Below are 20,475 nucleotides of genomic sequence, written 5' to 3'. Positions count from 1 at the left end.
CGGTGCTTAGAACGACCGTTCCACCCGAACGACCAAAATCAGGTCAGGCTTCCGTTCTGCCTGCTCCAGTTTCTCAGGTAGCTCATCAAGTTTCTCCCGCCAGTGGCCGAGGTAATGAACCTCTTTGAATGTGGCGTTGATGAACGGCTTTAGCGCGGTCGTGAAGGAGTCGCCGATCACCCAAACGATCTTGTCGGATAGGGGCTTCTCATTGTTAACATCTGACGATCCGCCGAACGGCGCTTCTTCCTTCTGGTGCTTGTTCTCCGTCCACTTTGGTTCGTCGCGCCACACGATCGTCCAGTTGTCGTCATCGAAGACAGGAAAATTCTTGCGTCCCGTCATTTTGGCGATGTCGCCATACAAGATCGGCCCCTGCCGGAACTCCACCTTCGGCATGTCTACGCCGATCATCTTTGCGAGTTCGGCGTAGACCAGGAATGCGCCCTTATGGTTCCAGTGCGAATCGGTCCGCCAATACAGTAAACCTTCCGATTTTTTTGCCTCTCGCAAGAGTTCCGTAGGGTCGATCAACTTTAGGCCGTCGATCTTGACCAATTCGTCGAGGAAGAAGCTGGCGTAGCGTTTAGGGGGCAGCTTCAATACGTCAGGCAGATATTCGGGGTATATCGTGCTTTTGTTAGGGCCAAAGATCATGACCGCTTCGACCCCGGCCTTTGTCGCGGTTGCCGCGAGCCGCGCGAGAGAGTCTCGGGTTACATTAATTTGGGCGGCGCTCGGAGGTGGATCGAGCCTCATCTTCTGCACGGTCTTGTACCAATTCCCCAAGAACAGCCAGTGGTTCTTGCCCTCGAACCACCGGAGAGAAGAGCCGATAGCGTGCTCGAATCCTTTCCGCGTTACCAGGCGGTTTTCAAAACCGTGCGTCTTAGATAGATCAACCAGGCTGACCGCCACACCTAAGAGCCCGACGACCGCAAGCGCCGAGCAAAGCGCAACAACGATCCGTTGAGAGGCCTTGAGGCGCTTCCGGAACGGGGTCTCGATGAAGTGGAGGCTTAGCCAAGCCAGAGCTATCGCCAGGAGAACGGCGGCGAGCCGAATTTCGATCGGCGCCTCACCATTCTCAACGATCCGGGCAAAAGACAGAAGCGGCCAGTGCCAGAGATACAGCGAGTAACTGATCAGCCCGAACCACACCGCGGGGGCAGAAGACAGGACCACTCGATTGATCCACGCCGACGGCCCGGAAAGGCAAACAAGCACAGCGCCCGCCACTGGAAGCGCGGCCCAGTAACCAGGGAAGTCGGATCCGGGGCGAACGAGCCAAAACGACAGGCCGAGCAGGACGCAGCCGAGCACCGACGCCGCATTCGCGATGAGCGGACCGATCGCCGGCTGCCGGTTGAGCGCGATCCATGCCAGAAGCCCCCCGCAGCCGAGCTCCCAAAACCGCGTCAGCGGAAGATAGAACGTAGCGATGGGGTCGTACGAGATCAGATAGATGTTGAGCGCGAATGACACGACGACAGTTGCGGCGATGGGCCATACCTGCCTGACGCCGCTCTTCCAAGCCGCCCACAGTAGGAGCGGCCAGACGAGATAGAATTGCTCCTCGATGCCCAGGCTCCAGAGGTGCAGCAGTGGCTTGAAATCGGCGGCCTTGTCGAAATAGCCCGCTTCGCCAAGGAGCAGGAAATTCGAGAGGAAAAATGCGCCGGCCGCGATGTGCTGCCCGAGCTGAACTAGCTCCTCCGATGTCAAAATCACCCAGCCGAGAGCTAGGCTCGCGAGCAAAACGACTGAGAGCGCCGGAAATATCCGTCGAATGCGGCGCGCATAGAAGCCGAAGAAGCTGAATTCCCCACGGGCCTGCTCCTGCATGATGATGGAGGAGATTAGGAACCCGGAAATCACGAAGAAGATGTCGACCCCGACAAACCCTCCCGGAAACAAATCCGGGACGGCGTGAAAGGCCACCACTGATAGGACTGCGACCGCCCTGAGGCCGTCAATATCAGGCCGGTACTTCAAGTGAGAGGTATGTTGTGTGCGGGATATCCGCCGCGCGACACGTAATGGGGTGATCTCATCCGCCGCCGAAGATCGCCAATACATCAAGCAACCCTAAGTAAGAAGTTCATTTTGATATAGCGTCCGAGCGAAGCAGCGCCACGTGATGCCTGTCAAGGCAGTCTATGCGTAGCGTTGCCCCGCGACGTGTTCCGCCACCGGCCCGCTATAGGCCTCGTTTCTTATTCGGCCGCAAGCGCCATTTACGAATGATAGGGCCGTCGGCCCATTGCGTGCTGCAGGTCGACCTTGTGCTGCAATACCCGCGCGAGCTCTTCGACGAGATGGGAGGCTGTCTTGTCCGACAGGCGAACGGGCAATTCGATAGTGGAGTCGGGATCGAGGCGCACAAGCACGACATCCAAATCGGTGTCGTCAATCTCGACGGCAACCGTGTCGGCTCGAATGGGAGCGTGCACCAGGGGCATAAGCAAATCGCAGCGCTCAGCGGTGCCGCTGCTGTGCGGTGCGCCTGACCAGGGCACTCGCCATCCTCCGGGCATCTCGCGCGAGGTGCCCGATGATCAACCGCACGACGTTCTTCACTTACGCCCGGCGCGCGCCGTTCGGCGGCCGGCTTTCGACTGAACAGGTCGAGGGCTGCGAGGCGCTGCTGGATGCCTGCCAGCGCGAAGGCGTCACCGATCTTCGGCGGATCGCCTATGTCTTCGCCTCCGTCTTCCACGAAACCGGCGGCCGAATGGTGCCGGTGCGGGAGACCTTCGCGACCAGTGATCGGCAGGCGATGGACCGTCTCGATGCAGCATGGCGTGCCGGCAAGCTGAAGTGGGTGAAGGAGCCCTACTGGCGGGACGGCTGGTTCGGCCGCGGGCAGATCCAGATCACGCACCGCGCGAACTATGTACGGATGGGGCGCCGCCTCGGCGTCCCGCTCGACACCAACCCGGCGCTCGCGCTCGAACTGGACACGGGCGCGCGGATCGCGGTCGTCGGCATGAACGAGGGCCTGTTCACCGGCAAGCGCCTCGCCGACTACTTCAACAGCGAAACCACCGATCCCGTCGGTGCCCGGCGCATCGTCAACGGCACCGACAAGGCCAAGCTCATCGCCGGCCACTTCGAGGCGTTTCTTGGCGCGCTTCAGGCCGCCGACGACGCGACGCCGCAGCCGCTCGACGTGTCGCCGGAGGCCGCCACGCCCGACGATGTACCGACCGCCGAGAGCAAGAGCCTTTGGTCCATCCTGCTGTCGTTCGTCACGGGCGGCGGCGGGCTGGCTTTCCTCAACGGTATCAACTCGTGGCCGGCCGTGGCTGCCCTGGCGCTTCTCGTTGTCGCCGGTGGCATCGGAGCGTGGCTCGTGCTGACCGGCCGCGTGACCATCGGGAGGCGGCCGGCATGACGGGATGGCGCATCTACATCCTGCTGGGCCTTGGGGTCGCCGCGCTTGCTGCCGGCGGCCTCTACACGTGGCGCGTCTACGAGGCCGGCCAGAAGGTCGGCGGGGTGGAGACGGCGGACAGGATCATTCGGGAGCAACGCGATGCAGTCGATGCGATGGCTGCAGCTCGTGAGCGCGTGCGCGCTTGCTACGCTGGCGGCGGCCTGTGGGACCGTGCGTCCGGCCAATGTCGAGCCGCAGTGCAGGGCGCTGGGCAATGAACTGCAGTCGGCCGTCGAACGGCAGGCGGTCGATGAGATTTTTGAAGCTGGGGTGGCGGCGGGATGCTGGACGAGAAGCGGGATGACGAGATGAACAGGCCGCGGTTCGACTGGACATTCAATTTCGGCCACCTCGTGATGGCCGGCACCATGCTGTTCTCGTTCGGCGGTTTCTACGTGCTTACCGACTACCGCCTGTCGGCCGTCGAGCGGCAAGTGGATCGGCTCGGCACGGTGGTCCTGCAATCCGTCCGTCTCGAGGAGCGATATGAATCGCTGCTCGGTCGCGTCGAACGTCTCGAGCGGAGGTGAAGCATGAGCACGCTTGCTGAGAAGCCGCAGGCTCCAACCACGGTCAATGATGCCGAATATATCTGGGCCGTGCACCCCGTCGAAGGCAACGTTCGCCGGCCGCTCTCGACGCTGGTGCCCTACATCAATGGCTACAGCGGATCGGCGCGCGGCTTCTTCGGTGCCTCGCCCATCACGCAGCCGGCGCATGCCGATCAGGCGAGCTACACGCTCACCGTCGGCGCGACGCTCACCATCACCGGAACGCAGTCGAGCCCATGGGGTTTCTCGTCGCAGTCGGATCTCAACAATCTCGTCGCTCGGGTGAACGAACTCCGAGCCGACATGCTCGGCGTTCACAAGCTGTTGACCGCCATCCGGGCGGCGCTCGTCGGGCTGGGGCTGATGAAGGGCGAGGCGTAGCCGAAAGTAACAACCTCCTGACCCACCAACGACCTATGGTCGATTGTGGATCAGGAGGTCCCCCGTTCAAGCCGGGGCAGCTGTACCATTTTCTGTCACGACCTCTCCTCATCATCGACAGGCGATCACCCCTGCGGGGCACTGTACGTGCGTGGCCGCAGGCGTCTTTCGCCGGCGCCGGGGGCGTCGTCGTCGGTCATGATGCAGTCACGGCCTCCGGCCTTGGCGGCATAGAGTGCACGGTCGCTTGCGGCAATGAGTTCGTCGAGCGTCGCAACGAGCCGCGGCCGTGTGCTCACTCCGACGCTGGCCGTGATCTTGATGGGACGGCCTGCGACATTCAGCGGCGTGGACCGCAGGGCGCCCTGGATGCGCTCGGCGACGGCGACGGCCTCGGCCAGGCCTGAAACTGGCAGGCAGGCTGCGAATTCTTCGCCGCCGAGGCGCGCGAGTGCATCTCCCTCCCTGAGGCTGGCGGCTGCGATGCGGGCGAAATGGGCAAGCGCCAGGTCGCCGGCCTGGTGGCCATGCCGGTCATTGACGCGCTTGAAGTGGTCGAGGTCGAAGACGAGCATCGCGATGAGCGGCGGATCACGTCGGCCGTTCGCGGCCATGCCGTCGAAACGCTGCGCGAGGCCGCGCCGGTTCAGCGCACCGGTCAGGGGATCGGTCTCGACGAGCTGGCGCAGCCCCTGCTCGGTCTCCTCGACGAGGAGGCGGGCGCCGGCGATGGCGGTGGCCACCAGCGCGGCGAGCCCGGCGACGAGGGCCGCGGCAGCGAACCGGTAGGAGAAGAAATCGGCAGGTGGGAACAGCGCGGCGAGGATGAGCGACGCGACGTTCAGGCCGACGGCGAACCAGAAGATCTGGGAGAGCCAGCGCCGCGCCGGCGAGCGCCGTCCGGCTCGCCGCAGCACGGCGACGTGCAGCACATAGGCAAGCCCGGCCGTGCCGTTCGCCAGCATGATGCGGAAGCTGCCGCTGGCGGCGAAGAACGGGGTAAGGCAGCCAAGCGCCCACAGCGCGAGCGGCAGCAGGAACCACGGGCGCGGCTTCAGCTTGTCGAGAACGGAGAAGCCTGTCAGCGACAAGGCAAAGCCGGCGAGCGACAGCGCGACCGCGACCTCCATGGCCCACATGTCGGCGACATGGCCGCGCAGAGCCAGCAGCAGCCGGCCGACCGACATGAGGGCGAAGGCCCCCGACCACCAGAGGCTTGCCATGAACGCCCGGTTCCGCCACCAGACGACCAGAAGCACGATGGCGACCGTCGCGGTGGCCGACGACCATAGGACGAGGGCGGTCACGAGATCGAGCACGTCCATGCCTCGGGCACGCTGATGGCTGGAGCATTGCCGATACCGTGTCGCTGCGGCAATGGCCATGAATTTCGCACGGGACTCGGCGGATTGTCGGCACCGTTGCTGGCCCGCGTGTGGGGCGGGCGTGACCATCGACCACCCTGGTACTATCGTCGGTCGGGCCTGCCGTTTCGAATTCGGCAGCAAGGAGCGGAGTGCCTCGCGGCGGGGCGCGTCATAAACGGGATGACGTTTCAGGGGAAGTTCAGGAGCCAGCCATGAACGTCATCACGCGGACAGAGCCGGTGGAGGATGCACGCTGGCAAGCCGTGCTCAGCCGGGACGTGGCGAGCGACGGACGGTTCGTCTACGCGGTGCGGACGACCGGCGTCTATTGCCGACCGACCTGCCCTTCACGCCGCGGCCGACGCGAGAACGTCGCCTTCTACGATACATCCGCGGCAGCGGAAGCTGCTGGCTACCGTCCGTGCCGTCGCTGCCGGCCGAACGAAGCGGCGGCGCCCGCGGCGAGCCGCCATGCCGCCGCCGTGGCACACGCCTGCCGCATGATGGACGAGGCCGAGGAGATGCCGGACCTCGCGGCACTTGCCGCGGCGGCTGGCCTCAGCCCCTTCCACTTCCACCGCGTCTTCAAGGCCGTGACGGGCATCACCCCGCGGGCCTATGGCGCGGCCCGGCGCGCGCGGCGCCTGCGCGAGGAGCTGGCTCAAGCAGATGTCAGCGTCACCGAGGCCATCTACGGTGCCGGCTTCAATTCCAGCAGCCGCTTCTATGCGGCGTCGAACGCCATGCTCGGCATGACGCCAACGGCCTATCGGCGCGGCGGCGAGGATGCCGAGATCCGTTTCGCCATCGGCCAGTCCTCGCTCGGGGCCGTGCTCGTCGCCACGAGCGACAAGGGCGTGTGCGCCATCGCCCTCGCAGACGATCCGGAGGTGCTTGCCCGCGATCTGCAGGACCGTTTCCCGCGTGCCAGCCTCGTCGGTGACGACCCGGCTTTCGCCGCTCTCGTCGCCCGGGTCGTCGGGCTCGTCGACGCGCCCTCGCTCGGGCTCGACCTGCCGCTCGATCTCAGGGGCACGGCCTTCCAGCAGCGGGTGTGGCAGGCGCTGCGCGAGGTCCCGCCCGGCAGCACGGTAAGCTATGCCGATCTTGCCCGGCGCATCGGCCGGCCGGAGGCGGTGCGGGCCGTCGCCAATGCCTGCGCCGCCAACGGCCTCGCCATCGCCGTGCCCTGCCACCGGGTGGTGCGCCGCGACGGCGATCTCTCCGGCTATCGCTGGGGCGTCGAGCGCAAGCGCGCGCTTCTCGCCCGGGAGGCGAAGGCATGACGGCCCTTGCGCAAATGACGCCGGACATCGCCGCCGACCGTGTTGCGCGCTACGGCTGGCCCGAGCTGGCGCGGGAGCTCGACGGCTTCGGCTGTGCCGTGCTGCCCGGCCTTCTGAGCGCGGATGAATGCACCGGCATCGCCGCGCTCTACGATGACGAAGCGCGGCCATGCTGCTGTCGCAGCCGGGCGCGGATTTCTCCGGCGGCGAGTTCGTATGACGGATCAGCGCCCACGCATGCAGAGCCGGGCCGAGGTGGTACCACTGCGCCGGGGTGGTGCGGTCGTCTTTGCCGTATACAACCGTCCCGTCGATGGCGCGAAGGGCGCCTATCGCGTCAACCTGCGCCATGGCGTCAGCCGCGTGCGCGCGGGGCGCCGGCACACGCTCGGCCTCATCTTCCACGACGCGACGTGAAGGAGCGGCGGCGGCCCTGGAGCCGCCGCCCCAGGTGGTCAGCTGGCGCCGATGCTGCGCTGGAAGGCCGGGCGCTCGCGCAGACGGGCCACATAGCTGTCGAACACCGGGTCGCCCTTGAGGCCGGGGACGCCCATCATCATGCCCCAAGCCAGTTCCGCGCTGATATAGAGATCCGCCGCCGTGAAACGGTCGCCGAGAAGATGGGGACCCGGGGTGAGCGCCGTTTTCAGCGTCGCCAGCACGTCCTCATGGCCGCCCCAACCGGCCATGCCTTTCTGCGGTCCCTCGAGAGGCGCGCGCTTCAGCATGACGTCGAGCGTCGCCGGCTCGTAGCAGCCGGAGCCGAAGAAGAGCCAGCGATAATAGGCGCCGCGGGCCGGATCGTTCGTTGCCGGGCTGAGCCCGGCGGCGGGAAAGGCGTCGGCCAGATAGGCGATGATGGCCGGCGTTTCCGTCACCACGACACCGCGGTGGACGATGGTCGGCAGCTTGCCCATCGGATTGATGGCGAGGAAAGCGGGAGCCTTGTGCTCACGCTTTTCCATGTCGAGCGTGACGACGCGGTAGGGCGCGCCGACCTCCTCCAGCATCCAGTGCACGATGACCGCCCGCGAGCGCGGGTTGTAATAGAAGGTGACCTCTTCGGACATGGGCGGCTCCCGCCGGTTGTAGGGATCGCAGATTGTACCGGCTATCGAGGAAGTCAACGGGAGAGTTGCGGCCCAACAGCCATGTTCCCGAACGTGAATGATCTCATGAAATGTGAAAGGCTCGATCTGCCGGAAAGGGAACCTGTGCCCGAGCCAAGCGTTCTGTTGAGGGATCGGTTTGAGCATCTCTCCATGAGGAACATTACCATTATTTAATTTCACATTCAGAATTGGTTCAGCGGGCCGGCGGCAATCTGGACCAAGATTGAAAAAATGGAGGACGGGAACGATGAAACTATTGCTTTCCATTACGGGTGCGGCGGCCTTGGCCCTGGCTGCCGTCGGCGCGAGCGGCGCCACGGCGCAGGCCATGCCGCTGCGGGTGGAGCGCGCCCTGCCGGCCGGTGAGATGATCGAGACCGTACAGTATCGCTACCGCCCGCCGCGTCATGTCGACCGCGGTTTCTATCGTCGCGGCGATTATTACTATTACAACGGACATCGCGGCTATCGCTACGCACGGCCGGGCTGGCGCCGCTATAACGGCTGGTGGTTCCCGCCGGCGGCCTTTGCGACAGGCGCCATCGTCGGCGGCATCATCGCAGGTCAGGCCGTGCAGGCGGCGCCGCCCGCCTATCGGCGTGGCAGCGTTAGCGATGCGCACGTGCGCTGGTGCTATGACCGCTACCGGTCGTACCGCGCCTCGGACAACACCTTCCAGCCCTATAACGGGCCGCGTCAGCAATGCATCTCGCCATATTACTGACGGTTGGAGGGAACTGATGGAGCCCCGCCTTGAGCGGGGTTTTCTTTTGTCCGGGAGCGACGGCGCGCCGGCCGCCTGCCTTCATGGGGCGCCGCATCGGCGAGCATGGCCCGGGTGACGCGCCAGCCGGCGAGGTGGTGGGCGCGCAGAATCTCGCGCAGCAGCGCCCCCGCGCGCTGTTGAAAGGCATCGAGAATCTGTGCGTGCTCGTGAAGCGCGCGCGCCCAGCGTACCCCGTCGAGGTTCCCCGTGTAGCGATAACGGCGGATGCGGGCACTCTCGCTGCGATAGACCTGCGAGAGCGCGGCATTGTGGGCCGCGTCGACGATGCCTTGGTGGATCGCTTGGTTGAGGTGGAAATAACCCATCAGGTCGCCGGTGCCGTGCGCCTCCACCATGCGCCGGTGCAGATCGGCGATGGCCGTGATCTCATCCTCCAGCGCCCGCTCGCAGGCGAGCGGAGCCGCTATGGTCTCGAGCCCTACGAGCACCTCTATCGCCGCATCGACATCCGCGAGCGATAGCTGCGTCACCAGCGCGCCGCGGTTTGGCACGATCTCGACGAGGCCTTCTGCCGCCAGAACCTTGAAAGCCTCGCGCAGCGGCGTGCGCGTGATGCCGAGCCGTTCCATTAGGGCGCGCTCGCCGATCCGCTCGCCCGCCGGCAGATCGCCGCCGACGATCATGTCGCGGATCCTCTCGGCGACGACCGACGTCAGCCGGCCGCGGGACGTCTGCAAGTTCTCCATCGATCTTCTTATTGAATGCAAATATGCATCATATTGGTTGAATGAAGCGGAATCTGTGAATCATGATAGCTATATTGCATGCAATTTGTCATCATGTCCACGATGGGCGGCCTTGCCGCCCCGCCAGTCGACAGAGGCAGCAACGACAGGAGCGCCACGGGATCCCCATGAACTACCATCGTTATTTCGCCACCGGGCGTCCGCCGGTGGAGACCGCCATCGTCGGCACCGGCAGCTTCGGTCGCAGCTTTCTCCTGCAGGCGCAGCACATGAAGGCGGTCAATGCGCGCATCGCGGTCGACGTCGATTCCGTCGCTGCTGCCGCGGCCTTGCGCGCGGTGGGAATCCCGGCGGAGCGGATCCGCCGTTGCGAGACGGCCGAACAGGCGGCCGCGGCCTGGGCCGCCGGCCATTTTCTCGCCGCCGGCGATCTTGCCTGGGTGGTCGACCTTCCGATCGACGTCGTCATCGAGGCGACGGGCCACCCGGAAGCCGGCGCTCGTCACGGCGAACTCGCCATCGCGGCCGGCCGGCATCTCGTGCTCGTCTCGAAGGAGGTGGACAGCGTCGTCGGGCCCGAGCTCGCCCGCCGCGCGCGGGAGAAGGGCGTCGTCGTGACGCCCGTCGACGGCGATCAGCCGAGCCTGCTGATCGGCCTCATCTCCTGGGCCGAGGTGCTCGGCTTCGAGATCGTCGCCGCCGGCAAGTCGAGCGAATACGACTTCGTGCTCGACGCGGCGGAAGAGGCGATCACCAGCAACGGTCGCACCGTTCCTGCGTCCGGCTTCGCCTGTCTCGGCCGGCTGGGCGATTCCGCGGCGCGGGAGCGGGTCGCTGCACGCTCCCGCGCCGCGGCGGCGCTGCCTCAGCGGGCCGTGCCGGACCTGTGCGAACTGCTCCTCGTCGCCAATGCGACCGGGTTGTCCTTCGACCGGCCGGACCTGCACGCGCCCATCGCCCGCATCGACGAGGTGGCCTCCCTCCTGTGTCCGGCGGAGGACGGCGGGCTCCTCGCGGGCACCGGGAGGCTCGACGTATTCCATTGCCTGCGTGGCGCGCACGAGGTCAGCGCGGCCGGCGGCGTCTTCGTCGTCGTGCGCTGCACCGACAAGGATACGTGGCGCATCCTCGCCGAGAAGGGCCATCTCGTCAGCCGCACCGGCAATCACGCCACGATCCTCCTGCCGCGCCACCTGCTCGGTCTCGAGGCGGCGACGAGCGTGCTCGAGGCGGCCATTCACGGCGCCTCGACCGGGGCCGCGGCGCCGAAGCCCCGCTACGATCTCGTCGCGCGCGCCGAGCGCGACCTGCCGGCCGGGACGGTACTCGCCATGGGCGGGCATCATCATACGATCGATGGTCTCGGTGCCGAGTTGCAGCCCGCCGCGCCGCTGTCGGCAGCGGCACCGGCGCCGTTCTACCTCGCCGCCAACCAGCGCCTGATACGTGCCGTCCGGCAGGGGGCGCTCGTCACCATGGCCGACATCGAGGTCGCCTCGGGCTCCGTTCTCCTGGCCCTGCGTCAGGCGCAGGACGCCGCCTTCTTCGGCCCTTCGGCCGCGGCCTGAGGCGAGACAGGAAAAGCCCCGGGGCCGATGGCCCCGGGGTGGAGAAGGCGCGGCAGCGCCTGAACGCTACCGCCAGGGGAGGAAGGGCGTTCAGGCGGTCGTCGCCCCGACATCGCGTGACGGCCGCAGGCGCTGGACGATAAGCGACAGGAGCGGCCACACCAGCAGCAGCACGCCGAGGGCCATGATGGTGGCGACGAGCCCGTTCGACCAGAAGATGGACAGGTCGCCACCCGACATGATCGCCGACTGGCGGAAGGCGTCCTCTGCCTTGTCGCCCAGCACCATGGCGAGCACCATCGGCGCGATCGGATAGTCGAGCTTCTTGAAGACATAGCCGACGACGCCGAAGATCAGTACCAGCCAGAGGTCGAAAGAGGCGCCGGCCACCGTATAGGCGCCGCTGACGCAGATGACGAGGATGACCGGCCCGATGATGGCGAAGGGCACCCGCAGGATGGCGGCGAAGAGCGGCACGGTGGCGAGCACGAGGACCACGGCGACGACATTGCCGAGATACATTGAGGCAATCAGGCCCCAAACGAAGTCCTTCTGCTCGATGAACAGCATCGGCCCCGGCGTAAGCCCCCAGATCATCAGGCCGCCCATCATCACGGCAGCGGTGGCCGAGCCGGGGATGCCGAGGGCAAGCATGGGCAGGATGGCGCTGGAGCCGGCAGCATGGTCCGCGGTCTCGGGCGCGATGACCCCTTCCTCGCGGCCCTTGCCGAAGCCGTCGCGCCGCCGGGCGAAGCGCTTGGCGAGGCCGTAGCTCATGAAGGAGGCGGCCGTCGGCCCGCCGGGGGTGATGCCCATCCAACAGCCGATGGCCGCCGAGCGCAGCAGCGTCAACCAGTAGCGCGGCAGGGTCAGCAGCGTCGCGAAGACCTTGCGCGGTGACACGCGCGCCTTGACCCCATCGAAGCGCAGTCCCTCCTCCATGGTCAGCAGCAACTCGCCGATGCCGAACAGGCCGATGACCGCGACGAGGAAGCTGATGCCGCGGATGAGCTCGTCGATGCCATAGGTGAGGCGCAGGCTGCCCGACACCGTGTCCATGCCCACCGCCGTGAAGGCGAAGCCCAGCATGATCGAGATGACGGTCTTGAAGGGCGAGGACCCGCCGAGGCCGATGAAGGAGGCGAAGGCGAGGAAATAGACGGCGAAGAACTCGGGCGAGGAGAAGCGCAGGGCGAACTTCGCCACCCAGCTCGACAATACGGTGATGAGCACCACGCCGACGAGCGCGCCGAAGCCGGCGGAGAGGAAGGCATAGGTCAGCGCTTCCGTAGCGCGCCCTTGCTTCGCCATGGGATGGCCGTCGAAGGTGGTCGCCACCGAGGAGGGTTCGCCCGGTATGTTGAAGAGGATCGACGTCGTGGAGCCGCCGAACAGCGCACCCCAGTACATGCTCGTCAAGAGGATGATGGCCGAGATCGGATCCATCGAGAAGGTCAGCGGCATCAGGAGCGTGACGCCGTTGGGTGCGCCGAGGCCCGGCAGCACGCCGACGAGGATGCCGAGCAGTACGCCGAGCATCATCAGGAGCACGTGATGCATGGTCAGCGCGACGCCGAAGCCATGCATGAGGGAAGCGATGTTTTCCACCCGTTTTCTCCCTGCTGGCCGCTATGCGCGGCTTCTTGGTGCGGTGGTGCGTCAGTAGATGCCGAAGAGGGTTTCGAGCGGCCCCTTGAGCAGCGGCACCTGGAACCAGCGCTCGAACAGCACGAAGAAGAAGCCCGTGATGCCGCCGGCGACGGCGAGCGCGAAGGGCCAGCGATAGCCGCCCTGGAATATCATGACGCCGGCGAGATAGACGAAGGTGCCGACGTAGAGGCCGAGCACATAGGAGCCAACCGTGAAGGCCGCGAGCGGCAGGAAGAACGCCATCACCCGCGCAAAGCCCTCGCGCGTGATGAAGGCCTCGCGTGAGCGCCTGTGGTTGAGGAAGGCCTGCCCCAGCACGCCGAGGCTCGCGGCGATGATGATGAGGCCGACATAGAAGGGGAAATAGCCCGGCTGCGGCCCGCCCTCGTCCCACCCGATCTCGTACTCCAGCGCGCCGAGGACGACGACGACGCCGGCGGCGAGCGTGGCGCAGCCGGTCGCGACCTCCATGGCGAAGCGGGAAACGAGGCTTCTTTCGTTCGTCGACATGGGTCTCCTCCTCGATCGGTTCGCCCGCTCTTGTCGTTGTTCATTCGGCGAATGGCGGCAACATTTGTCCCTCCCACTCGCGGGGAGGGACACGGGCAAGGGGCAGCATGCAGATGGCAATACGCTCCCTGACACGCTGCGACCCCCGCGCCAGTCTCCGGCAAGCCCTTGGCCGGCTTGTCGCAGACGAGAGCGTGTCGACGCCTCAGTTCACCAGCCAGCCCTCGGCGGCGATGACGGCGCGGCCTTCATCCTCATTGTTCCTGATGAAGGTCTGGAAGTCTTCGCCGGCGAAGAAACGGTTCGATTGCGACGTGCGCGTGATGTACTCCTGCCATTCCGGCTTCTCGCGCACCTGCTTCAGGAGGTCGACGTAGAAGGCGACGGCCTCCTGCGGCACGTCGCCGGGCAGGAAGACGGTCCGCGGCATCTGGTAGTGCTCGAGCGGCACCCCGGCCTCCTTGCAGGTCGGGATATCTGCCCAGCCCTTGCCGTCCACCACCGGCTCGCCCTTGGCCATCCGGTCGGGCGCGAAGACGCAAAGCGGGCGCACGCCGCCGGCCTTCCACTGACCGAGGTTCTCCGCGGGGTTGTTCGTATTGGCGTCGACATGGCCGCCGGCCAGCTGGGTCGCCGCCTCGCCGCCGCTCTTGAAGGGCACGTAGGTCACCTTGATGCCGGCGGCCTTCTCGATCTGCTTGACGAGGATGTGATCCGTGTCCTTCGACTGGCTGCCGCCGATCTTCATCTTGCCCGGCGCGGCCTTGGCCGCCTCGATGAAGCTCTTGGCGTCCTGGTGAGGGGAATCTCCCGGCACCCAGAGCAGGAATTCGTCGACCGCCATCGCCGCGACCGGGGTCAGGTCGTCTGGCTTGAAGGCGAGCTTGGCGACGAGGGGCAGCAGCCACTCGTTGTTGGTGGCGAAGATGACCTTGTGCGGCTCTCCTGCCGCCGTCTTGCCGTAGACGAAGCCTTCGGCGCCGCTGCCGCCGCCCTTGTTGACGACGACGACCGGCTGGTCGAGCAGGTTGTGCTTGGTGATGATGGCCTGCACGGTGCGGGCGAACTGGTCCGTGCCGCCACCGGGGCCCGACGTGACCACGAACTCGACCGGCTTCGAGGGCTTCCAGGCGGCCTCGGCCGCCGAGATGCCCAGTGCCGCGACGAGCGCGGTTGCCGCCATCAGTGCTTTCTTCATCATCATCGTTTCCTCCAGTTTCCTCTTCCCTGCCGCCACGGACCGGGCGGATTGTTCAGCCGGCGGCCGTGCGGGCTTCCGGTTCGTGCGCCGCAAGCCTCTTGCCGGCCATTTTTGCGGCGAGCGCGAATGCGGCGTGTGTTGCGCCGATGTTTGCGATGCCCTTTCCGGCGATGTCGTATGCCGTCCCGTGGGCGGGGGTGAGCACGGGGACAGGGAAGCCGGCGAGCAGGGTGACACCGCGGTCGAAGCCCATGAGCTTCATGGCGATCTGACCCTGGTCGTGGTACATGGTCAGCACGGCGTCGAACGCGCCGGCCCTGGCGCGCAGGAAGACGGTATCGGACGGAAACGGTCCATCGGCGGCGATGCCGCGGGCCTTGGCCTCCGTGATCGCCGGTGCGATCACCTCGATCTCCTCGCGGCCGAAGTTGCCGCCGTCGCCCGCATGCGGGTTGAGTCCCGCCACCGCGATGCGCGGGCGTACGAACCCAGCCTGGCGCATGGCGTCGTCGGCGAGGGCGAGGCCATCGCGCACGGCCTCGCGCGTGATCAGGCCGGCGACATCCTTCAGCGGCACGTGCGAGGTGACGCGCGCATTCCACAGGCCCTCGAGAATGTTGAACTCGCTCGCTGGACCGTCTTCCCCCATCTCCTCCTTGAGGAACGTGATCTCGTCCTCGTAGGTGGGGTGGGCGAGGCGCATGGCCGCCTTGTTGAAGGGGGTGAAGGCGACTGCCTGGGCATGGCCGGCCATGGCGTAGTCCAGGGCGGCGCGGAAATTGGCGACGGCGAAGGCGCCTCCTGCGCGGCTCACCTCCCCTGGGCGAATGGTGGCTGGGTCGAGATGGCCAAGGTCCACAAGGATCGGGCGGGTCTCGTCCGCGGAGGCCTCGGCCGGATCGCCAACGACGGCGATCTCGGGAGAAACGCCCGCGACGGCGGCGCCGGCGGCAAGGACGCGCCGGTCGCCGAAGACGACGAGCCGGGCGGCGGCGCGCAGATCGTCGAGGCCGAGGGCCTTGGCCATGAGTTCCGGGCTGATGCCGGCGGGATCACCCATGGCGAGTGCGATCGTTGGGGTGACGGTCGGCTGGGGAGCAGAATTGAGCGGCCTGAGAGCCACGGTGCGGACCTCCTCGAGATGACTTGGGGAAGCTAGAGGGGTGCAATGCTGTCGTCAAGTATGCTGTATACAGAATGCCATCCTACAGCGTTCAATTGACCGGCGCCCCGACCGCAGGCATCATGACCCTTGATGCGCAAAGGATTCGCCGAGGGAGTCGAAGGGTTTGCCAAGGGAGCGTCGGCGGGACAGCGGAAGAGGTCACGGCTGACCAGGCCCGACCCTTCGCCCGCCGATCCCTTCCCCCCAGGGCGACCGGACAAGATCCCTTGGCGATCCAAGGCGCTCCTATTCCGAGCCGAACACGAGGCCCAGGTCACAGGTGAGCATGACAGACGAGACCATCGCCCCGTCGGCGGACAGGCCCGAGGCGGCCTCCGATGAGGCTCGCCCCATCGCCCGGCGCACGCTGCACGACGAGGTCGTCATCCGCATTCGCGACATGATCACCGAAGGCCAGCTGGCGCCGGGCACGCGCGTCCACGAGGGCCAGCTCGGCGCGGCGCTCGGCATTTCGCGCACGCCCCTGCGCGAGGCGCTGAAGTTCCTGGCGCGCGAGGGGCTGATCGAATTGGTGCCGAGCCGCGGCGCCATCGTGCGCCGCTTCTCGCCGAAGGACGTCTACGACATGCTGAGCGTACTGGCGACGCTGGAGGCCGAGGCCGGGCGCCTCGCCTGCGCCAACGCCAGCGACGCCGACATCGCCGCGGTCGCCGGCCTGCATGCGCGCATGATGGCCTTTTACGAAAGCCGCAACCGGCTTGAGTACTTCAAGCTCAACCAAGCCATCCACACGGCCATCGTGCGCCTTTCGGGCAATGCGGTGCTCGCCGATATCCACGAGACGCTGCAGTCGCGCCTCAAGCGCATCCGCTTCCTCGGCAACCAGGAGCCGCCTAAGTGGGACGAGGCCGTCTCTGAGCATGAGGAGATGATCGCGGCCCTCACCGCCCGCGACCCCGACCGCCTCGCCATAATCCTCGCCAATCACATGCGAAACAGCTGGGAACGCGTCAGGGAGACGCTCCCATAGACCTCAGGCGGCGATCAGCGCTTCCCCATCGTGGCGCGCGATGGCGACGTCGACGACAGCGCCGACGGAGAGGCCGGGCGGCAGGCGCACCAGCGCGAAGCCCTCCGTATGGCCGACGTCGCCCCGCTCGACGAGGACACTCTGGCGGGTGCCGACCTGGGTGGCCAGAAACCGCCGGCGGGCCTCTGCGCCGACGGCGCGCAGGCGCCCGGCGCGCTCCTTCACCACTTCGCGCGGCAATTGCGGCATGCGCGCCGCCGGCGTGCCGGGCCGCGGCGAGAAGGGGAAGACATGGAGGTGCGTCAGCCCGCATTCGCCGACGATGGCGAGCGAGCGCGCGAACATCTCCTCCGTCTCGGTCGGAAAGCCGGCGATGATGTCGGCGCCGAAGACGATGTCGGGCCGTGCCCGCCGCACGCTTTCGCAGAAGCGGATGGCGTCCTCGCGCAGGTGCCGGCGCTTCATGCGCTTCAGGATCATGTCGTCGCCGGCCTGCAGTGACAAGTGCAGATGCGGCATCAGCCGCCGCTCGCCGGCGATGGCGGCGAGGAGCTCCTCGTCCGCCTCGACGGAATCGATGGACGACAGACGCAGCCGCGGCAGGTCCGGCACGTGCCTGAGGATCTGGCCGACGAGCCGGCCGAGCGGCGGCGCGCCCGGCAGGTCGCGACCATAGGCCGTGAGATCGACGCCGGTCAGCACCACCTCGCGATAGCCGTTGTCGACGAGGCGTTTGACAGCCTCGACCACTGCGCCCATCGGCACCGAGCGGGAGTTGCCGCGCCCGTACGGGATGATGCAGAACGTGCAGCGGTGGTCGCAGCCGTTCTGCACCTGCAGGAAGGCACGTGCATGGCCGTCGAAGCCGTCGACGAGATGCGTCGCCGTCTCGCGCACCGTCATGATGTCGCCGACGGCCGCCTTCTCGCCGGCGGCGAGCCCGCGCCAGCTCGCCGCCTCGAGCTTCTCGGCATTGCCGAGAACCTTCGCGACCTCGGGCATCGTCGTGAAGCTCGCCGGGTCGACCTGTGCCGCGCAGCCGGTGACGACGATCGAGGCGTCGGGCCGCTCACGCTTGAGGCGGCGGATGGTCTGGCGCGCCTGGCGCACCGCCTCGCTGGTGACGGCGCAGGTGTTGACGACGACGAGTTCGTCGTGCCCCGCCGCCTCGGCGTGGCGCTTCATGACCTGCGACTCGACGATGTTGAGCCGGCAGCCGAAGGTGACAACCTCGACGCCCATCAGGCCGTTTCCGCAAAGAGCTCCGGGGCGAACCGGCCTTCGTGCTCCAATTCGACCGGCCCCGTCATCATGACGTGGCCGTCGCTCTCGCGCCAATCGATGAAGAGGTCACCGCCCGGCAGGGTGATGCGCACCTTGCGACCGGCGAGACCCTTGCGCGCGGCCGCGACGGCGACGGCGCAGGCGGCCGAGCCGCAGGCGCGCGTCAGGCCGGCGCCGCGCTCCCACACCTTGACGACCACGTGCTCCGGGCTCTTCACCGCGGCAAGCGAGATGTTCGCCTTCTCGGGGAAGATCGGATGGTTCTCGAGGAGCGGCCCGAGGCGGGCGAGGTCGTGGGCCTCGACGTCTTCCACCCAGAAGATGGCGTGCGGGTTGCCCATGCTGACCACCGAGGGCGAGTGCAGCGCCGGCGCGTCGATGGGGCCGATCTGCAGTTCGATGGCGCGCGTGTCGCGGAACTCCTCGGCGAGCGGGATCTCGTCCCACCTCAGGCGCGGCGCGCCCATGTCGATGGTGAAGAGCCACTCGCCCTCGCGCCGGCAGGCGAGCAGCCCGGCCTCGGTCTCGAGCAGGAGCTCGTCGCGCGCCCCGTCCCGCGTCAGCGCCCAGGCGACGCAGCGCGTGCCGTTGCCGCAGGAGGCGGAGAGTGAGCCATCCACGTTGTAGATCAGCATGAAGGCGTCGGTGCCGGGCGTGCGCGGGTCGTTGAGCACCATCAGCTGGTCGAAATGCGAGGCGGGATCGGCCGCGATGGCGCGCGCCTCGGCGGGCGTGACGACGTGCCGCTCCCCGCGCAGGTCGAGCACGACGATCTCGTTGCCGAGGCCGTTCATCTTGAGAAAGGGGTGTCCGATCAGCGCGTTCATCGTGTCGTCCGGCGGCCGGGCCGCGAAATTTCCTCGGGTATATGGGCCATGTCGCGCAAAAGCGCGAGTCCCTTCCGCAACGGTGCGTCTCGCGGCCTCGCCCAAAGCCGCCTATGGTCGGGGAGACTGGGGAGGGCGATTCGCGGGTTCGCGCGAACGGTTGGGTGCAGCAGATGACGACGGCTTCGTGGCCCTTGATCGGTGCGGCTCGCGGCAGGATCTTCGCCGCCGCTTGCGCTCTCGTCCTCCTGTTCGCGGGACCGGCGGCAGCCGCGCCGGCGCCGGCTGATGCCCCGGCTGTTGGCGCTGCTTCGGCCGCTCCCGCCGAAGCCCCTCCGCCGGCGGACGCTCCGCCCCCGCCGCCGGGCCTGTCGACACCCGCGCAGCCGACGCTCGTGCCGCCGCCGGCCAATGCCGGCGATGTCGACGAGGTGACGCTGCCGGAGAAGCCGGCCGCCATCGCGGGCGGCCGGGCGCAGTGGGACGATATCGTCAGGACCCTTAAGGACGCCTTCGGCAAGCTGCGCAACTTTCTCGACGGTGCCGGTGTCAAGATCGTGGGTCGTCCCGTGGTGCTCTTCCTCGAGACCGACGACACCGGGTTCCGTTACGACGCGCTGCTGCCGGTCGAGGCGGCCCCGGCTGCGGGTGCAGTCCCGCCGCCGGAAGGCATCCGTTTTGGAATGACGCCTTCGGGCAAGGCCCTGCGCTTCGTGCACAAGGGCCCTTACGACGAGATCGATTCCACCTACGAGGCGATCACCGCCTATCTCGACGCCAAGGCCATCACGGTCCGCGACATGTTCATCGAGGAATATGCGACGGACCTGACGAGCGGCGACGATGCCGGCCTCGAGGTCTACATCTACGTTCAGCCGGTCGAGGCGGGCGCGCCTCCGCCCGCCGCCCCTCCTGGCAGCGCGCCGCCGCCGGCCTCCGCGCCCCCGCCCGCCACGCCGGCAGAGCCAGGTACAGACGCCCCGAAGACACCAGAAGCGGGAGCCCCGCAATGAGCGAGATCGCGGTCAAGCGCGTCTACGATCCGCCGGAGAAGGGGGACGGCAAGCGCATCCTGGTGGACCGGCTGTGGCCGCGCGGCATCGCCAAGGAGACGGCGCCGTGGGATCTGTGGCTGAAGGAGGTCGCGCCCTCGCCGGACCTGCGCAAGTGGTTCGGCCACGAACCGGCGAAGTGGGAGGAATTCCAGGCCCGCTACCGCGCGGAGCTCGAGGCGGCGCAGAGCGATGCCAAGGCAGGTCTTGCGATGCTGCGGGCCGAGGCAAAGAAGGGCAAGATCACGCTGCTGTCGGCCGCTCGCAACCGTGAACAGAACAGTGCCGTGCTGCTAAGGGCATTTTTGCTGGGGCGGCAGGAATAGGCTTCATTCCGGCCCGCCGCATGCAGACATCGCCGCCGAAGCTCCTCCCTCCCCCCACGCAGTAGGGGGAGGGTTGGGGGGGCGGTGCAGCAGGCAGGTAGTTTGCAAGTCATGGCTGGGGTCCCGTTGCCCTGGCGGAGCCGCCCCCCACCCCTAACCCCTCCCCCCGCAAGCGGGGGGAGGGGAACAGCGCGGCTCGTATGTGGCCTCTCGATCTTTATCTCTGCAGCGTCTCTGCAGCGGGCGAGACGGCGGCGCTCATTCCCTTTTCCTTGACTCGCAAGGCCTGCCG

Annotated in this window: 21 protein-coding genes and 1 pseudogene; 11 read left to right on the top strand and 11 right to left on the bottom strand. The window is 67.0% G+C overall.

Translation table 11 applies throughout. The features are described 5' to 3' along the window. Positions 1–6: 6 nt before the first annotated feature. Positions 7–2,079, bottom strand: a complete 2,073-nt coding sequence (locus tag P2T65_RS17205) for an acyltransferase family protein (RefSeq protein WP_276200309.1) — start codon at positions 2,077–2,079, stop codon at positions 7–9. A gap of 158 nt (positions 2,080–2,237) precedes the next feature. Further along, complete coding sequence (locus P2T65_RS17200) at positions 2,238–2,519, bottom strand: hypothetical protein (RefSeq protein WP_276200308.1); 282 nt, start codon at positions 2,517–2,519, stop codon at positions 2,238–2,240. 35 nt (positions 2,520–2,554) lie between these two features. Between P2T65_RS17200 and P2T65_RS17195 the strand changes: the two genes are divergently transcribed. The 4 genes from P2T65_RS17195 (at position 2,555) to P2T65_RS17180 (ending at position 4,371) form a co-directional block, all read left to right on the top strand. Then, positions 2,555–3,397, top strand: coding sequence for a glycoside hydrolase family 19 protein (locus P2T65_RS17195; RefSeq protein ID WP_276200307.1), 843 nt, complete (start codon positions 2,555–2,557; stop codon positions 3,395–3,397). Next, entirely contained in the window at positions 3,394–3,657 is a 264-nt protein-coding gene (locus P2T65_RS17190) for a hypothetical protein (RefSeq protein WP_276200306.1), read from the top strand. Before P2T65_RS17195 ends, P2T65_RS17190 begins: the two co-directional genes overlap by 4 nt. A gap of 90 nt (positions 3,658–3,747) precedes the next feature. Next, positions 3,748–3,969 (top strand): hypothetical protein, encoded by a 222-nt coding sequence (locus P2T65_RS17185; protein WP_276199809.1) that lies wholly within the window; start codon positions 3,748–3,750, stop codon positions 3,967–3,969. Positions 3,970–3,972: 3 nt separating this feature from the next. Beyond that, a complete protein-coding gene (locus tag P2T65_RS17180; RefSeq protein ID WP_276200305.1) occupies positions 3,973–4,371 on the top strand; it encodes a hypothetical protein in 399 nt (132 codons plus the stop codon). A gap of 125 nt (positions 4,372–4,496) precedes the next feature. On the opposite strand, the gene P2T65_RS17175 is transcribed toward P2T65_RS17180, so the two are convergent. Beyond that, on the bottom strand, positions 4,497–5,696 hold the full coding sequence (locus P2T65_RS17175) for a GGDEF domain-containing protein (RefSeq protein ID WP_276200304.1): 1,200 nt from the start codon (positions 5,694–5,696) through the stop codon (positions 4,497–4,499). A 254-nt stretch (positions 5,697–5,950) separates the two neighbouring features. Between P2T65_RS17175 and ada the strand changes: the two genes are divergently transcribed. After that, the gene (gene ada / locus P2T65_RS17170) at positions 5,951–7,024 is read left to right on the top strand and encodes a bifunctional DNA-binding transcriptional regulator/O6-methylguanine-DNA methyltransferase Ada (RefSeq protein ID WP_276200303.1); all 1,074 of its coding nucleotides are present in this window, start codon (positions 5,951–5,953) and stop codon (positions 7,022–7,024) included. Next, positions 7,021–7,441, top strand: a pseudogene (locus tag P2T65_RS17165) (2OG-Fe(II) oxygenase). Before ada ends, P2T65_RS17165 begins: the two are co-directional and overlap by 4 nt. Positions 7,442–7,479: 38 nt before the next feature. Here P2T65_RS17165 and P2T65_RS17160 read toward each other — a convergent pair. Next, a complete protein-coding gene (locus P2T65_RS17160; RefSeq protein WP_055460364.1) occupies positions 7,480–8,094 on the bottom strand; it encodes a glutathione S-transferase family protein in 615 nt (204 codons plus the stop codon). Positions 8,095–8,464: 370 nt separating this feature from the next. On the opposite strand from P2T65_RS17160, the gene P2T65_RS17155 reads away from it, so the two are divergent. Then, positions 8,465–8,860 carry a BA14K family protein gene (locus P2T65_RS17155; RefSeq protein ID WP_245280596.1) on the top strand — a complete coding sequence of 132 codons (396 nt, stop codon included), beginning with the start codon at positions 8,465–8,467 and terminating at the stop codon, positions 8,858–8,860. Here the strand turns inward: P2T65_RS17155 and P2T65_RS17150 are convergent. Continuing rightward, the gene (locus tag P2T65_RS17150; protein WP_276200302.1) at positions 8,854–9,609 is read right to left on the bottom strand and encodes a GntR family transcriptional regulator; all 756 of its coding nucleotides are present in this window, start codon (positions 9,607–9,609) and stop codon (positions 8,854–8,856) included. The genes P2T65_RS17155 and P2T65_RS17150 overlap by 7 nt on opposite strands. 167 nt (positions 9,610–9,776) lie before the next feature. Between P2T65_RS17150 and P2T65_RS17145 the strand changes: the two genes are divergently transcribed. Beyond that, a complete protein-coding gene (locus P2T65_RS17145; RefSeq protein WP_055460367.1) occupies positions 9,777–11,177 on the top strand; it encodes a flagellar biosynthesis protein FlgA in 1,401 nt (466 codons plus the stop codon). Positions 11,178–11,267: 90 nt separating this feature from the next. On the opposite strand, the gene P2T65_RS17140 is transcribed toward P2T65_RS17145, so the two are convergent. From P2T65_RS17140 to P2T65_RS17125, 4 genes are all read right to left on the bottom strand, one after another. Continuing rightward, positions 11,268–12,785, bottom strand: coding sequence for a tripartite tricarboxylate transporter permease (locus P2T65_RS17140; protein WP_055460368.1), 1,518 nt, complete (start codon positions 12,783–12,785; stop codon positions 11,268–11,270). A gap of 51 nt (positions 12,786–12,836) precedes the next feature. After that, entirely contained in the window at positions 12,837–13,337 is a 501-nt protein-coding gene (locus P2T65_RS17135; protein ID WP_055460369.1) for a tripartite tricarboxylate transporter TctB family protein, read from the bottom strand. A gap of 205 nt (positions 13,338–13,542) precedes the next feature. Continuing rightward, complete coding sequence (locus tag P2T65_RS17130; protein WP_245280593.1) at positions 13,543–14,538, bottom strand: tripartite tricarboxylate transporter substrate binding protein; 996 nt, start codon at positions 14,536–14,538, stop codon at positions 13,543–13,545. A gap of 52 nt (positions 14,539–14,590) precedes the next feature. Next, entirely contained in the window at positions 14,591–15,598 is a 1,008-nt protein-coding gene (locus P2T65_RS17125) for a 4-hydroxythreonine-4-phosphate dehydrogenase PdxA (RefSeq protein WP_055460371.1), read from the bottom strand. Positions 15,599–15,989: 391 nt separating this feature from the next. Here P2T65_RS17125 and P2T65_RS17120 point away from each other — a divergent pair, with 391 nt between their 5' ends. Beyond that, a complete protein-coding gene (locus tag P2T65_RS17120) occupies positions 15,990–16,694 on the top strand; it encodes a GntR family transcriptional regulator (RefSeq protein WP_082464876.1) in 705 nt (234 codons plus the stop codon). Between the two features lie 3 nt (positions 16,695–16,697). On the opposite strand, the gene mtaB is transcribed toward P2T65_RS17120, so the two are convergent. Together mtaB and dapF are read right to left on the bottom strand one after the other, a co-directional pair. Further along, positions 16,698–17,936: a tRNA (N(6)-L-threonylcarbamoyladenosine(37)-C(2))-methylthiotransferase MtaB gene (gene mtaB / locus P2T65_RS17115; protein ID WP_276200301.1), complete on the bottom strand. Its 1,239-nt coding sequence runs from the start codon at positions 17,934–17,936 to the stop codon at positions 16,698–16,700. Continuing rightward, positions 17,936–18,805, bottom strand: coding sequence for a diaminopimelate epimerase (dapF, locus tag P2T65_RS17110; protein ID WP_063187471.1), 870 nt, complete (start codon positions 18,803–18,805; stop codon positions 17,936–17,938). Before dapF ends, mtaB begins: the two co-directional genes overlap by 1 nt. Positions 18,806–18,978: 173 nt before the next feature. On the opposite strand from dapF, the gene P2T65_RS17105 reads away from it, so the two are divergent. Both P2T65_RS17105 and P2T65_RS17100 read left to right on the top strand, forming a co-directional pair. Beyond that, positions 18,979–19,818: a GyrI-like domain-containing protein gene (locus P2T65_RS17105; protein ID WP_276200300.1), complete on the top strand. Its 840-nt coding sequence runs from the start codon at positions 18,979–18,981 to the stop codon at positions 19,816–19,818. After that, complete coding sequence (locus P2T65_RS17100; RefSeq protein WP_063187476.1) at positions 19,815–20,183, top strand: DUF488 domain-containing protein; 369 nt, start codon at positions 19,815–19,817, stop codon at positions 20,181–20,183. Before P2T65_RS17105 ends, P2T65_RS17100 begins: the two co-directional genes overlap by 4 nt. Positions 20,184–20,475 lie beyond the last annotated feature (292 nt).

The sequence above is a fragment of the Chelatococcus sp. XZ-Ab1 genome, from assembly GCF_029309855.1.
GTDB lineage: Bacteria > Pseudomonadota > Alphaproteobacteria > Rhizobiales > Beijerinckiaceae > Chelatococcus_A > Chelatococcus_A sambhunathii.
The sequence above is the reverse complement of the archived record's forward strand: the minus strand, read 5'-3'. Positions and strand labels throughout refer to the sequence as shown.

Excerpts from the sequence above, each read along its gene's own strand:
- P2T65_RS17100 (WP_063187476.1), top strand. The coding sequence starts at position 19,815 with ATGAGCGAGATCGCGGTCAAGCGCGTCTACGATCCGCCGGAGAAGGGG.
- P2T65_RS17125 (WP_055460371.1), bottom strand. The coding sequence starts at position 15,598 with ATGGGTGATCCCGCCGGCATCAGCCCGGAACTCATGGCCAAGGCCCTC.
- dapF (WP_063187471.1), bottom strand. The coding sequence starts at position 18,805 with ATGAACGCGCTGATCGGACACCCCTTTCTCAAGATGAACGGCCTCGGC.
- P2T65_RS17120 (WP_082464876.1), top strand. The coding sequence starts at position 15,990 with ATGACAGACGAGACCATCGCCCCGTCGGCGGACAGGCCCGAGGCGGCC.
- P2T65_RS17145 (WP_055460367.1), top strand. The coding sequence starts at position 9,777 with ATGAACTACCATCGTTATTTCGCCACCGGGCGTCCGCCGGTGGAGACC.
- P2T65_RS17155 (WP_245280596.1), top strand. The coding sequence starts at position 8,465 with ATGCCGCTGCGGGTGGAGCGCGCCCTGCCGGCCGGTGAGATGATCGAG.
- P2T65_RS17205 (WP_276200309.1), bottom strand. The coding sequence starts at position 2,079 with ATGTATTGGCGATCTTCGGCGGCGGATGAGATCACCCCATTACGTGTC.
- P2T65_RS17150 (WP_276200302.1), bottom strand. The coding sequence starts at position 9,609 with ATGGAGAACTTGCAGACGTCCCGCGGCCGGCTGACGTCGGTCGTCGCC.
- ada (WP_276200303.1), top strand. The coding sequence starts at position 5,951 with ATGAACGTCATCACGCGGACAGAGCCGGTGGAGGATGCACGCTGGCAA.
- P2T65_RS17175 (WP_276200304.1), bottom strand. The coding sequence starts at position 5,696 with ATGGACGTGCTCGATCTCGTGACCGCCCTCGTCCTATGGTCGTCGGCC.
- P2T65_RS17195 (WP_276200307.1), top strand. The coding sequence starts at position 2,555 with ATGATCAACCGCACGACGTTCTTCACTTACGCCCGGCGCGCGCCGTTC.
- P2T65_RS17185 (WP_276199809.1), top strand. The coding sequence starts at position 3,748 with ATGAACAGGCCGCGGTTCGACTGGACATTCAATTTCGGCCACCTCGTG.
- P2T65_RS17180 (WP_276200305.1), top strand. The coding sequence starts at position 3,973 with ATGAGCACGCTTGCTGAGAAGCCGCAGGCTCCAACCACGGTCAATGAT.
- P2T65_RS17105 (WP_276200300.1), top strand. The coding sequence starts at position 18,979 with ATGACGACGGCTTCGTGGCCCTTGATCGGTGCGGCTCGCGGCAGGATC.
- P2T65_RS17130 (WP_245280593.1), bottom strand. The coding sequence starts at position 14,538 with ATGATGAAGAAAGCACTGATGGCGGCAACCGCGCTCGTCGCGGCACTG.
- P2T65_RS17190 (WP_276200306.1), top strand. The coding sequence starts at position 3,394 with ATGACGGGATGGCGCATCTACATCCTGCTGGGCCTTGGGGTCGCCGCG.
- mtaB (WP_276200301.1), bottom strand. The coding sequence starts at position 17,936 with ATGGGCGTCGAGGTTGTCACCTTCGGCTGCCGGCTCAACATCGTCGAG.
- P2T65_RS17135 (WP_055460369.1), bottom strand. The coding sequence starts at position 13,337 with ATGTCGACGAACGAAAGAAGCCTCGTTTCCCGCTTCGCCATGGAGGTC.
- P2T65_RS17160 (WP_055460364.1), bottom strand. The coding sequence starts at position 8,094 with ATGTCCGAAGAGGTCACCTTCTATTACAACCCGCGCTCGCGGGCGGTC.